General features: G+C 41.4%; 12 protein-coding genes and 2 tRNA genes. 12 read left to right on the forward strand and 2 right to left on the reverse strand.

From position 1 onward, the window contains the following. The first annotated feature begins 63 nt into the window (after positions 1–63). From JMW64_RS00750 to pnp, 12 genes are all read left to right on the forward strand, one after another. Positions 64–147: transfer RNA gene (locus tag JMW64_RS00750), tRNA-Leu, on the forward strand. Positions 148–272: 125 nt separating this feature from the next. After that, positions 273–349, forward strand: a tRNA-Met gene (locus JMW64_RS00755). A 446-nt stretch (positions 350–795) separates the two neighbouring features. Then, positions 796–1,296: a ribosome maturation factor RimP gene (rimP, locus tag JMW64_RS00760; protein WP_045454872.1), complete on the forward strand. Its 501-nt coding sequence runs from the start codon at positions 796–798 to the stop codon at positions 1,294–1,296. A 158-nt stretch (positions 1,297–1,454) separates the two neighbouring features. After that, complete coding sequence (nusA, locus tag JMW64_RS00765) at positions 1,455–2,939, forward strand: transcription termination factor NusA (protein ID WP_201552320.1); 1,485 nt, start codon at positions 1,455–1,457, stop codon at positions 2,937–2,939. A gap of 151 nt (positions 2,940–3,090) precedes the next feature. Continuing rightward, positions 3,091–5,817: a translation initiation factor IF-2 gene (gene infB / locus JMW64_RS00770; protein ID WP_045443021.1), complete on the forward strand. Its 2,727-nt coding sequence runs from the start codon at positions 3,091–3,093 to the stop codon at positions 5,815–5,817. 203 nt (positions 5,818–6,020) lie between these two features. Next, positions 6,021–6,425 carry a ribosome-binding factor A gene (locus tag JMW64_RS00775; RefSeq protein WP_045443024.1) on the forward strand — a complete coding sequence of 135 codons (405 nt, stop codon included), beginning with the start codon at positions 6,021–6,023 and terminating at the stop codon, positions 6,423–6,425. 16 nt (positions 6,426–6,441) lie between these two features. After that, positions 6,442–7,521 (forward strand): tRNA pseudouridine(55) synthase TruB, encoded by a 1,080-nt coding sequence (gene truB, locus JMW64_RS00780; protein ID WP_109590576.1) that lies wholly within the window; start codon positions 6,442–6,444, stop codon positions 7,519–7,521. A gap of 375 nt (positions 7,522–7,896) precedes the next feature. After that, a complete protein-coding gene (locus JMW64_RS00785; RefSeq protein WP_045454877.1) occupies positions 7,897–8,421 on the forward strand; it encodes a type 1 glutamine amidotransferase domain-containing protein in 525 nt (174 codons plus the stop codon). Between the two features lie 99 nt (positions 8,422–8,520). Continuing rightward, entirely contained in the window at positions 8,521–8,682 is a 162-nt protein-coding gene (locus tag JMW64_RS00790; protein WP_201552322.1) for a hypothetical protein, read from the forward strand. Between the two features lie 135 nt (positions 8,683–8,817). Continuing rightward, positions 8,818–8,994 carry a hypothetical protein gene (locus tag JMW64_RS00795; RefSeq protein WP_170108275.1) on the forward strand — a complete coding sequence of 59 codons (177 nt, stop codon included), beginning with the start codon at positions 8,818–8,820 and terminating at the stop codon, positions 8,992–8,994. A 367-nt stretch (positions 8,995–9,361) separates the two neighbouring features. Then, entirely contained in the window at positions 9,362–9,628 is a 267-nt protein-coding gene (rpsO, locus tag JMW64_RS00800) for a 30S ribosomal protein S15 (protein WP_045443035.1), read from the forward strand. 747 nt (positions 9,629–10,375) lie between these two features. Next, positions 10,376–12,478 (forward strand): polyribonucleotide nucleotidyltransferase, encoded by a 2,103-nt coding sequence (gene pnp, locus JMW64_RS00805; RefSeq protein ID WP_109590580.1) that lies wholly within the window; start codon positions 10,376–10,378, stop codon positions 12,476–12,478. 137 nt (positions 12,479–12,615) lie between these two features. Here pnp and JMW64_RS00810 read toward each other — a convergent pair whose 3' ends face one another. Continuing rightward, complete coding sequence (locus JMW64_RS00810) at positions 12,616–13,197, reverse strand: hypothetical protein (protein ID WP_109590582.1); 582 nt, start codon at positions 13,195–13,197, stop codon at positions 12,616–12,618. Between the two features lie 33 nt (positions 13,198–13,230). Further along, on the reverse strand, positions 13,231–13,755 hold the full coding sequence (locus JMW64_RS00815) for a hypothetical protein (RefSeq protein ID WP_109590584.1): 525 nt from the start codon (positions 13,753–13,755) through the stop codon (positions 13,231–13,233). Positions 13,756–13,838: the final 83 nt, after the last annotated feature.

The raw sequence follows: 13,838 nt of genomic DNA on the forward strand, positions 1-13,838 counted from the left end.
TCGATGCCTACCTTAAGCATCTATTATGATAGAGTAGATAGTAATAGTAGAGCAGTGAAAAATGCGATTGTGGTGGAATGGTAGACACGCCATCTTGAGGGGGTGGTGGCGCAAGCTGTGGGGGTTCAAGTCCCCCCAATCGCACCAAGTTTTTAAAGTTGTAACGTATTAAGTGCGGCGTTAGTAATATAGGTAAGAAATTTAGTTTAATTTATTTAAAATAAAGATTGACACTTATATAAAACCCCTCTATAATACGCACCATAGATTGATGCGGGGTGGAGCAGTCTGGTAGCTCGTCGGGCTCATAACCCGAAGGTCGTTGGTTCAAATCCAGCCCCCGCTACCACTTTTTATACTGATGTTTTGTACACTAAATTTGTCAGTAACGATTAGCCCACCATTATGTTTGTGGGTTTTTTTGTATCTGACGGTCAGTGGTATCGCGGTATCTATCCTACTTATGCTAAGCTCTAGTTCTATAGAGTGCGATATTATTCGTTATTGGTTGTCACCTGCCGCTATCGGCGCGCTGCTTCTTAAGCACACTATCCTTTATTACTCACTCCTTTATCGATAGTACTGCTTTATGAATAATAAAAGCATTGTCTGGCTGAGCTTGATGTTTTTTGTGCTCATCCCTATATAAGCGCATATCATATAAAATAATATGTTTGTGATTTAAGATAATATAATGACTGTGTCTCTTACTAATAAATAAATTTCATGAGTGAGCGACAATTACGCGGTTTACTAAGTACGATAGATACGTGAATAGGAAAAGATAAATAGATTATGAAGCTTTCAACCAAAGTTACAGAACTGACCAATATTATTGCTCCTGCCGTCGCGGCTTGCGATGTGGCATTATGGGGTATCGAGTTTGCACCGCAAGGCAATCGCTCTTTATTACGCATCTATATTGAGGCATTGCCAGAAGAGCAGGCTCAAAATAAACAAGTAACCATTGAAAACTGTGCAGCAGTGAACCATCAAGTGAGCGGTATTCTTGAGGTTCATGATCCGATTGCTGGTGAGTTTATCTTAGAAGTCTCTTCACCAGGTTTCGACCGTGCATTCTTTTCCGATGAGCAGATGCATGCCTATGTTGGTCAAACCGTCAGCTTGCGTTTGATACAAGCGATTGGTGAAGGTGATCAAAAACGTCGCAAAGCGACAGGTACTTTAGATAGTATCGATGCAAATGTCTTAAATCTGACATCAAGCGATGGTCAGCAGTTTGAGATTGCGCTGAGTAATATTGATAAAGCCAATTTGATTTATGAAGATGCCTAAGCTTTTGTACAGCTTGGTTTGATTTGAAAACTTGAAGTAACAAATCATCCATCAGCATTTTAATATCCAAACAGCTTATATAGCTTACGGTGAAAATATAATAGCAATACATAAATTATAAAATTTAAGTCAATTAAAAATGATAGGACAGGTATAGCATGAGTCGTGAAATCTTAACGGTAGTAGAAACTGTCAGTAATGAAAAGGGCTTAAATCCTGAAGATATCTTTGAAGCGATAGAAGATGCTTTGGTGGTATCTACCAAGAAAAAAGTATACACCGAAAAGCCAGAAGTGGCAGTACGGGTTGCTATCGACCGTACAACCGGCGATTATGATACTTATCGTTACTGGACAGTGGTTGCAGATGAAGACCATGAAATGCCGGCTTGTCAGCTAGCCATCAGCGATCTTGATCCAGAAGAATGGTCAATCGGTGATGTCAAAGAAGAACAGATTGAATCGATTGAGTTTGGTCGTATTGCTGCGACTCAAGCCAAACAAGTCATCATCCAAAAGATTCGTGAAGCTGAGCGTAATTTAGTAGCAGATGCTTTTGAGCCACGTGTTGGCGAGATGATGTATGGCGAAGTCAAGAAGCAGACTCGTGATGGCTATATCATTGATCTAGGTGACAATGCCGAAGGCTATTTGTCACGTGATCAGATGCTGCCGCGTGAGCAATTACGTGCAAAATCACGTATCAATGCCATTTTGTATCATGTAAACCGTGAAAACCGCGGCGCTCAGTTGCTACTGTCTCGTACTCATCCTGAAATGCTTTCAGCATTGATGCAAAAAGAAGTGCCTGAAATTGCCGAACAAATTATTGAAATCCGCAACGTCGCGCGCTTGCCGGGTACTCGTGCTAAAATAGCTGTGAAAACCAACGATCATCGTATCGATCCAGTTGGTGCTTGTATTGGTATGCGTGGTACACGTATCCAAGCCGTACAGCAGGAGCTTGATGGCGAACGCATTGATGTGGTGGTATGGTCAGATGATCCAGCACAGTTCATTATCAGTGCTTTAGAGCCAGCTGACGTCAGTAGCATCATCTTGGATGAAGATACGCAAACGGCTGATATTATCTTTAGCACCAATGATCAGTTGGCGCGTGCGATCGGTTCACAAGGTCAAAACGTACGTTTGGCGTCTGAGCTAACGGGCTATAAGCTTAATATGATGCTAGAAGAAGAATATCAGCAGCGTCAACAAAACGAATCGAAAGCCTTTATCGAATTATTCTATGAACGTTTAGAAGTAGATAAAGACTTAGCGCAAGCACTTGTCGATATTGGTTTTACCAGTATTGAAGAAGTGGCTTACGTACCAGTTGAAACCTTTTATGATATTGAAGGTCTAGACGATGAAGCAATTGAGATGATTCAAGAGCGTGCAAAAGAAGTCGTCATCGCTGATGAGCTGGTCAAACAACAGAACATGAAAGAGCCAAGTCAAGAGCTACAAGAGCTTGAAGGTATGACAGTCAATTGGGCTTATAAAATGGCACAAAAAGACATTATTACCGTTGATGATTTGGCAGAACAAGCAGTCTTCGATCTCGAAGATATCGAAGGTTTAGACTCTGAAACCGCAGGAAAACTCATCATGAAAGCTCGGGAATCTTGGTTCAATGAATAAGCGGTAACTGCATATCGCTGTCTTTTAGTGATATGCTATCGATAATAAAGTGCTGGTATGAACGCAGTACCAATACCAGCCTTACCCCAATCATTTGTAGCCAACAACTGAATTGAACATATAGCAAATAATAGACAGTAGGTGATAATAAATGGCAGATAAGACCGTCAAAGAACTGGCAGATATGGTAGGCAAAACCGCAAGTGCTGTACAACAGCAATTGGTAGATGCTGGACTGCCTGCTCGTGCAGAAGGTGACCTAGTCACTGAGCTTGAGCAAGAGAAGTTGGTGACGTATTTAAAGCAAAGTCATGGTCAGCAAGAAAAGCGTCGTATTAGTCTTAAATCTAAGACAACTAGTACTGCGCGCGTGACCGGCTCTTCAGGTAAATCTAAGAGCGTCAATGTGGAAGTGCGTAAAAAGAAAGTATTTGAAAAGCCTGATCCAGAAAAAATGGCTGAAGAGTTGGCTGCGCGTGAGCAAGCGATGATTGAGTCGCAAGAACGTGCTGCTAAAGATGCTGAAGAGCGTGCTGCTACCAAGAAAAAATCTGAAGAACGTCAAGCTGCAACCTTGGCTGCAATGCGTGCAAGCTTAGGCTCTAGCAAAAAGTCAGATGATAAAAACGACGATATCTCAACCTCAGTGGTTGTGAAAAAAGGTGGCAAAACCACTGTCGAAGTAAAACCTAAAGACCAACCGAAGAAAAAAGTTGCAGCGACGAAACCGAAAGTTGAAACGGCAGTTGAGCGTAAAGCGCGCGAAATGCGTGAGAAAGAAGAAGCTCGTTTACGTGAAATCGAAACAGAAACACGCCGCGCTCAAGCTGAAGAAGCACAGAAACGTACGCTTGAACAAATGCGTAAAATGGCTGGAAAATATACAGATCAGCCTGCTTCTGAAGTTCGTAAAGACGAGCCACTAGCTGAAGGTTTGGTTGGTGATGCCTTAGAAGAATCGTTTGAAAAAGAACGTCGTGAAATCAAGCGTGGCACCAGTAGTACTAGTGCTCGTGGCCGTGGTCGTCGTAAGAATCAAGATGAGCGTGAAATCAAAAACCGTAAAAACGGTTTGCGTTCAACGCAAGCATCACAGCATAAGTTCGAAAAACCTGTTGAAAAAATTGTTTACGATGTTGAGATTAGTGAACAAATTACAGTCGCAGATCTTGCTCAACGTATGGCAGTTAAAGCGCGCGAAGTCACCAAATTGCTTATGAAAATGGGTGAGATGGCTCGTGAGTCAGATACGATTGATCAAGCGACAGCAAGTTTGCTCGTTGAAGAGATGGGTCACAATCCAGTACTAGTTAGTGATACTAAGGTTGAAGACGATCTACAAGACGCCGTTGATGAGCGTAGCAGTAACGTTCAAACTCGTCCGCCAGTAGTCACGATCATGGGTCACGTCGATCACGGTAAGACATCATTACTTGATAAAATTCGTGAAACAAAAGTGGCAACTGGTGAAGCAGGTGGTATTACTCAGCATATCGGTGCTTATCACGTTAAGACCGATCGTGGTGTGATTACCTTCCTTGATACTCCAGGTCACGCGGCCTTTAGTGCTATGCGTTCACGCGGTGCACAGGCGACTGATATTGTTGTGTTAGTTGTTGCCGCTGATGATGGTATGATGCCGCAAACAGCAGAAGCTATTGATCATGCTCGTGCTGCTGGTACGCCAATTATCGTTGCAATCAATAAAATGGATAAGCCAAGCGCTGATCCAGATCGCGTCCTTAATGAATTGACTGCTAAAGAAGTCGTTTCAGAAGAGTGGGGCGGCGATACCCCAATGGCTCGCATCTCAGCCAAAACCGGCGATGGTATTGATGAGCTGTTAGAACTTATTAGCCTACAAGCTGAACTAATGGAGCTAGAAGCACCGTTAGATGGCGCTGCTCAAGGTGTGGTCATTGAATCAAGACTTGAAAAAGGGCGCGGTCCGGTTGTTAGTGTCTTAGTCAAAAAAGGCACATTGAAGCAAGGTGACTTGGTCTTGGCTGGCGAGCATTATGGTAAAGTTCGTGCGATGACTGATGAACATGGTAAGCGTATTCAATCAGCAGGTCCTTCTATCCCTGTAGAAATTTTAGGCCTACCTGAAACGCCAGCAGCTGGCAGCGAGTTCTTAGTCTTAACCGACGAGAAAAAAGCTCGCGAAGTGGCAGAGTTTAGAAGTAACCGTGAGCGTGAGCGTCAACTTGAACGTCAGAATGCCATGCGTTTAGAAAGCATGTTTGATCAGATGGAACAAGGCGATGTGTCATTCTTGAATATCGTATTGAAAACCGATGTTCGTGGTTCGCTTGAAGCACTGCTTTCTGCATTGAATGAGCTATCAACTGATGAAGTTAAAGTCAGAGTAATCAGCTCAGGCGTCGGTCCTATCTCTGAATCTGATGTGACACTTGCAGAATCTAGCGAAGCGGTATTGTTAGGTTTCAATGTTCGTGCTGATGCGACCGCACGTCGCAAAGCGGATGCCGCCAACATGGATATCCGTTATTACAGCGTTATCTATGGTTTGATTGATGATGTGAAAGCAGCTATGAGTGGTATGCTTGCGCCAGAACATCGTGAGAAAATCCTTGGTGTTGCAGACGTTCGTGAAGTATTCCGTTCTAGTAAGTTCGGTGCTGCTGCTGGTTGTATGGTGGTTGAAGGTACAATTTATCGCAACAAACCGATCCGCGTATTGCGTGATGACCAAGTTATCTTTACCGGTCAATTGCAATCATTGCGTCGCTATAAAGAAGACGTTAATGAAGTACGTACTGGCATGGAATGCGGTATGGCTGTTCGTGGCTATGATGTCGAAGCTGGCGATAAGATCGAAGTCTTTGAAATCCAAGAGTTTGCACGTACTATCTAACGTTACAGTTCGATAGCAGGATATCTAATCATGCAATATGCTTAATCAGCTGAGCAGATTAGTATCTTCTTAATATCTAGCTGTACTTAGGCCTAACAGGTACATCCTGCTAGGCCTTTTTTACCAACTATTAGTCCTAAAATTTGTTAATAAGCCAATATATCAATCAGCGAAAATAAGCCATATTAAAGTAAGGTAAAAATATGAACCAACGTCTACAACGCTTAGCCGACCAAATTCAGCGTGAGCTTGCTGTTCTCATCCGTGATGCAGTCAATGACCCTCGTTTAACTGGTTTTGTCACTATTTCTAGTGTCAAAGTTAGTCCTGACTTAGGATATGCTGATGTCTATGTCACCATCATGGAGCCTGAGCTTAACGATTCCATGAATAAGACCAATCATGAAGAGAGTATCAAAGTACTTAATAAAGCGGCGGGCTTTTTGCGCACCGAATTAAGCCACAGCCTAAAAACACGTACCACACCACGCTTGCGTTTTCATTATGACGAAGTGACTGCTCGTGGTAATTACATGATGGATTTAATCAGTAAAGCAGTGATTAAGACTGAAGAAAATGAGTCTGACGAGCAAGAAAACGAAGAGTAGAAGGGTAAAAGTCGTTATGTCTATCGCATCTACGCAAGCGGATAAAAAGTCTAGTAATCACTCTAACAAGATTAAAGTCTCGGGTGTTATTTTAGTTGATAAACCTAAAGGTATGACTTCACAGCAAGTGGTGTCAAAGGTGAAGTATCTTTTTAAGTCGCCAAATCATGACAGTAAAAAAGCGGGGCACACAGGGACACTTGATCCAATGGCAACCGGTCTATTGCCGATTTGTATGGGTGAAGCGACGAAATTTAGTCATTATCAGCTAGATGCAGATAAATCTTATCAAGCAACTATTCTACTTGGTGGTCAAACTGATACGGGTGATGCCGATGGTCAAATCGTTGCACAAGCACCCATTCCAAAATTTGATCATGTCCTTTTAGACAAAGTCGCCCAGCAGTTTTTAGGTGCTCAGCAGCAGATACCACCGATGTATTCTGCACTAAAAAAAGATGGCAAAAAACTCTATGAGTATGCTCGTGCGGGAATCGAGGTAGAACGAGCGCCTAGAGATATTGTAATCAAGGCCATTGATTTAAAAGCGCTTGATCATGAGAAAATTCAATTGACAGTGACCTGTACTAAAGGTACTTATGTGCGTGTACTCGGTGAAGACATCGCCAAAGCGATGGGTACATTAGGGCATTTGACTGCATTACGCCGTACGCAGGTTGGTGATTTTAAAATCAATGATGCGATTACTTTGCCAGACTTAGAAGCATTAGTGTTCGATAACAGGCAAGAGCAATTGATGCCGGTAGATGCTTGCATTAATATTGAAGCTGAGATGGTGTTGACGGTTGAGCAGTGTGAGCGTATACACATGGGTCAACGTTTGAATGTATTTGAGCAGCTGACAGACAGTCTGCGCGACTATATTTCAACTAGTATTAGCCATCAGTCGTCTGTGTCAGAAAACAACGATATTCAACTAGATAGTGATATGGTTAGTAGTGACGATGACCAACAACCCTTGATCCATGAGATTCCAGCTGATATTCGTTTGATAAATCAGCAAGGGCATTTTCTTGGATTGGGTGCCGTAAGTCTCAACGGTAGATTGCAGCCTAAAAAATTAATCCAGCGTTAATGTTACGGTTCTTATATAACCCTCGTTTAAACACGATTTAGCTTACTAATAGTTTACACTAATCACATATCCTCACATTTTATTGCAGGTTTCACCTATGGTGGAACCTGTTTTTTTTGTACTTTAGATCTACCGGATAGGAAGTCTGGATAGAAAAATAAATCGAACTAAGACTCTAACAATAAGAACATAAAAAATAATAAGATAAAAAGTCATATATCAAAAATAAAAACTAGGTTCGAAAGAGAATGTTTAATAGGAACAAGATGGGTCAGAGGAAGACTATACGGCCAATAATAACAACGACTCATAAAAATAAAGTATGAATAATAAAACAACTAAAAGAAAATTACTCATAACGAAAAAAGGAATATCATGAAAACCATCGCTTTTTTACTACACAATAACTTCGAGCAAGCAGAATACGAAGAGGTTAATAATCAACTCAAAGATAAAGGTTACAAGACACTTCTTATAACCACAAATAAAGAAAAAGAAGTGCAAGCCATGCAGCAAGATGTAGACAAAGGCGACACCTTTATTGCTGATATTTTTGCAAAAGACGCAAGCATTTCTGATTATGATGCGTTGGTGCTACCAGGTGGTACTGTCAATGCGGATACGATTCGTGGCAATGAAGAGGCTCATAGTATTATCAATGCTATCAATGATGCAGGCAAGCCATTAGCTGTCATTTGCCATGCTCCTTGGGCACTTATCAATACAGGTATTGCCAAAGGTAAAACGCTCACTGCTTATCATACGCTGCAGATAGATTTAGAAAACGCTGGTGCAAAATTTGTAGATCAAACAGTACAGGTAGATGGTAATTTGATTACCTCACGTAATCCAGATGATATCAGCAATTTCGTTGATGCTATTGATAAGGCATTATCTTAATTTTTCTACCCATTTACTGAATAATCAATTATTTATATTTCTTAAACATTCACAACTTATATTTCTTAAACATCCACAACCGTAACTGAGGAAAACATTATGTCAAACTCTAACCCAAACGATACCAAGCTTGAGCAACAACGTTCTGAGTCAGCAACTGCAGCACTTAAAAGCCAAACTGAGAACAATCATACTGAAGATAGTGAAGCCGCAGCAGAGCGTATTGCTGACAACCTAGGAAATGCTAAAGAAGACAAGTAGAGTATGTAAAGTGTTATCCATAATAGGGTGACACTGATATATTTGCTTATCACCTCAATATCACTGATGACATTTGCATTTCAATGTAAAAAGTATAAAGCAGCTACTTCAAAAAATAATAATTCAGGAGCTAATATGAGTAATTCATTGAATAACATGGATGAGCAAGAAAAAGAGATTGAAAGGCTTGCAGAAGACATCAATCCTAGCGAGCATGCTACTCCTGATAGTTTAGCAGAAGTTACCACAGCTGCACCGCTTGAAGATGATGAACTAGGCGGTAACGCGACGGAAGATGACGTCAAGAAATAAGCAAATTCTATTGCCTATTGACGGATGATTTAACTATAAAAAATAAATCTGACTTTACAAGTATTATGAAAAACTGCTGCTAGTTCAGCAGTTTTTTGTTATAATCACCGTCACATTTACATTAGGTTGAGATAAGACATCGTGCTTCATAGGCTGTCCAAAACGGATAGTTATATTAAGTGGTCTCTCATCGCAGCTTATTCTAAATGGTCGTTATGACTCATTAGCTTGTCGTACACTAGGTCAACTCTAGTAATGCAGGGTTGTCCTGAATGACGTGCAGGCTATTTTATTTACTATTCTACTGCTTTAGATTTTACTCAAATTCGAGAATGTCTTAAAGCTTTTAGCATTGCCGGAGATATTTATGCTAACTAATACCGATCGCGAACAAATCATTGCTCAATACCAACGTGGCGAAAATGACACTGGTTCTCCAGAAGTTCAAGTAGCTCTATTGAGTGCTCGTATCAACGATTTGCAGAACCATTTTAAAGCACATAAAGCTGACCATCATAGCCGTCGCGGTCTTATCCGTATGGTTAACACGCGTCGTAAATTGCTTGATTACCTAAAAGGTAAAGATCTTGGTCGTTACACCACGCTTATCAGCCAGTTAGGTCTACGTCGTTAATCTAACGACAATAGTACGAGTGGATGCTAAGATAAAAGAAGCCATCATATGGTGCTATTTTAGAATTTTTTCTGATTCGCTTGGAACTTGCTTGTTGCTATCGATAAAATAGATTTTTCTAAAAACGGTGTGGAATAGTTTCACGCCGTTTTTTTATGCTTATTCATTTTCAAGATTGACTTTGGATAGCATTGGTTACAAAGACCAATTCAAAGTAGGTAATAGAAGTTTTCGTAAAAATAGTAATACTAGAGCCTAGAGCTAAGTGTTTTCTATCGATAATTGCTGTGTTCCGCAATTCATTGGTCAATGGCTATAAATCACTGTAAAATAATGCCTTGTGAGTTTGATAGTATATCTACTACATATATGGTGACTATTTATAAAATACCCGTTTCTTAGCTTATAGAATAGCTAGCTGCGCTAATACCTGACTCTCAAAAGCGCAGAAAAATAGCCTATAGGGTTTTTAGCACCGAAGTCTTTTGACTTAAGGTCTTTTTGATAGTATTTATAGTAAAGCCAAAATTGAATGACCAAATATACACAATAGTACGATGTCTAGCACCGATAGGCATATGGAATAACTAGGTAATGTTATTGGCACTGGTTGAGATGATTTCTGAGAGAAAGACTGTCAATTATTAGTCATATACACTAGTAGTCACATACACAGAATTTTAATGAAAAATATCAGCTTTTTATAATGCTGATATTACTTTCGTCAGTCAACATTAGGAAGATTATATGACAATGTTTAACACCATTAAGCGTGAATTTCAGTATGGCAACCAACAGGTTGTGATCGAGACAGGTCGTATTGCTCGTCAAGCAAACTCTATCTTAGTACATATGGGCGGCGTTACGGTACTTGTCGCAGCAGTGGTAAAGTCAGAGGCTAAAGAAGGTCAAAACTTCTTTCCGCTAACGGTCAACTATCAAGAAAAAATGTATGCAGCGGGCAAAATCCCAGGTGCCTATGGCAAACGTGAAGGTCGTGCAAGCGAGTTCGAAACCCTAACCTCACGCTTGATTGACCGCCCGATTCGTCCGCTATTCCCTGAAGGTTATGTTAACGAAATTCAAATTACGGCAACGGTTGTTTCATCAGATAAGACTCAGTCTGCAGATATCGCAGCCTTAATCGGTGCCTCAGCAGCATTGGCCATCTCTGATGCGCCATTCAATGGTCCAGTCGCAGCTGCTCGTGTTGGCTTTATCAACGGCGAGTACATCCTGAACCCAACGATTGAGCAGCTTAAAGAGAGCGATCTTGACTTGGTTGTGGCTGGTACGAAGTCTGCGGTACTAATGGTTGAATCTGAAGCAGCAGAGCTGTCAGAAGATCAGATGCTAGGCGCGGTACTATATGGTCATCAGCAACAGCAAATCGTTATTGATAACATTGCTTCAATGGCAGAAGAAATTGGTACTGCTAAGCAGCAGTATACTGCCCCTGAGCGTGATCAAGCGCTTACTAGCAGCATGAAAGAGCAGTTTGGTGAGCAAGTTGCTGACGCTTATACGATTACTGATAAGCAAGCTCGTTATACTAAGCTTGATGAAATCAAGCAATCAATTATCGATGCACTTGCTGGTGATGCTGAGTCAGAAACTTACGCTGATACAGTATCTGAGCTTAAAGAAATTTATAACGATCTTAAATATCGTACGGTTCGTGACAACATCTTGTCAGGCAAGCCGCGTATTGATGGTCGTGATCTTGAGACTGTTCGTGCCCTTGACGTACAAGTTGGTGTATTGCCATACACGCATGGTTCAGCATTGTTCACACGCGGTGAAACGCAAGCATTGGTTACGACCACGCTTGGTAACAGCCGTGATGTCAACATGATTGACTCACTAGGTGGCACGATTCGTGACCATTTCATGCTACATTACAACTTCCCGCATTTCTCAGTTGGTGAAACAGGTCGTGAAGGTATTCCAAAACGTCGTGAAATCGGTCATGGCCGTTTAGCACGTCGCGGTGTACAAGCGATGCTACCAGATAGCGAACGCTTCCCGTATGTCATCCGTGTGGTATCAGAGATTACCGAGTCAAACGGTTCATCTTCTATGGCGTCTGTTTGCGGTGCAAGCTTGGCATTGATGGATGCTGGCGTACCAATCAAAGCACCGGTTGCTGGTATCGCGATGGGTCTAGTAAAAGAAGGCGAGCGCTTTGCCGTATTGTCTGACATCTTAGGTGATGAAGATCATCTAGGCGATATGGACTTTAAAGTAGCCGGTTCTAAAAACGGTATTACTGCGCTGCAGATGGACATCAAAATCGAAGGTATTACCCCTGATATCATGGAGCAAGCGCTTAAGCAAGCCCATGCGGGTCGTATCCACATCCTAGACGCGATGAATAAAGTATTGCCTGAGAGCCGTACTGAAATCAATGCTCATGCACCTAACTATGCGGTTATCGAAATCAATCCTGATAAAATCCGTGATGTCATCGGTAAAGGTGGCGCGATGATCCGTCAGCTAACTGAAGAGACTGGCGCCGTTATCGATATCGATGATGGTGGCACGATTCGTATCTTTGGTGAGAACAAAGCGGCAACTAAAGCAGCTATCGGTAGAATCGAAGCGTTGACGGCAGAAGTTGAAGTGGGCAAAACTTATGAAGGTACGGTTGCTCGTATCGTTGATTTTGGCGCGTTTATTAATGTCTTGCCAAACACTGATGGCTTGGTACACATCTCACAAATTGCTGAAGAGCGCGTTGAGAATGTTTCTGACTATCTAAAAGAAGGTCAGATCGTTAAAGTCTTCGTCCAAGACGTCGATAACCGTGGTCGTATTAAATTGACTATGAAAGGTATCGAGCAAAGCTAATCGATATCTAATGTAGTCAACATATAAAAACCGCTTTAAGTCTCTCGTCATGAGTGCTTAAGGCGGTTTTTTTATGGGTGTAAAATCTTATTTGCAGTAGAGTATCTTATTAAAGTAACTGGTCTATATCAAAGTGGTTAGTCTATATTAAAGTCTTTAGGAAGATGAATATCGATTCGAACTTTAGGCAAGTCTTGTAGGTGCTGTAAGAGTAACGGTAAGATATCAGCGTGCCAGTCTAACGCAAGTGAGCCTGTGTTTGCTAAATTGGCTGCGTTAGAAACGTTGGCTGTCTCATTTCGTAAGTGGTTATGAATAAGGGGACGTGCCAGTAGGGCAATTCTACGAATACCTTGATAACGTATAAGCGGGATAAGCTGCTCAGATAAATCATTCAACGCGGCAATTAACCATTGTGACCGTGTGGGGTGGTAAGGATGATTTGATACCACAAGATTAGCGATATAACTGGGCTGATTACCATTACTGCTGATACTTAAACCAGCTTGCTCAAGCATGCGTTTCTGCAGTAAGCAACTACCTACACGTAAACTGCCATCACGGCATGCACGATAGTAACGTTGATAATTATCAGCAAATAAAATCTTAGCTTTTGTGAGAACAGGATCTAAAAGAATCCCTGCAGTATTGACTGGTAGAATAAGCAGCTGCGCGCTACTATTTAAGATAGGGGCGTGGGTAAGTTGCAAAGTCGCCATTGTCAGCCCCTTGATAAAAGTATAAATAATGAGCTACTGTTTGTCGCCGTTTGTCTCGGCTTCTAATTGCGCTATTTGTTGTTCAAGTAGGGCGATTTGCTCAGCCTTCATTGTCGTCAATTGCTTATTCATGACCAGCTGTTCAGCAGCGAGTTTTTTTTGTTCAGCGAAGCGCTGTTTTTCATCTGCTAAGCGATCTATTTCTTCTTTAGCAAGACTATCTGTTTCTGGCAAAGCCGCATTTAAGATCGCATCAGCATTAGGTATTTGATTGACTGTGTTTGTCTCATCAGTATTTAACGTTAAGTCACTATTGTTTGAACTATTGTCATTATTACCTAAAGGCGTAGCATCTAATTGAGTAGCGCTATCTGGTTCAGTCGTCGGTGGTGTACTTTCGATAGGCGCAGTATTAGTGTCTATCGAATTGTTTTTCCAGACCAAGTAGCCAATCAGTAATGCCGCTAATATAATAATTGACAACCATTTCTGGCGTGACTTACTGGGCTTTTTTTTCAGTGACCTGGTTGACAGACGACGCATTTTTTGGCTTTTCATACTATAGTCGATTTATGTTAGAAATATAAGTAGCCATACTATAGCAAACTCAAAATAAAAAGCCTATCTATTGCTAGATAGGC

The sequence above is a fragment of the Psychrobacter immobilis genome (genome assembly GCF_904846065.1).
Lineage (GTDB): Bacteria > Pseudomonadota > Gammaproteobacteria > Pseudomonadales > Moraxellaceae > Psychrobacter > Psychrobacter immobilis_H.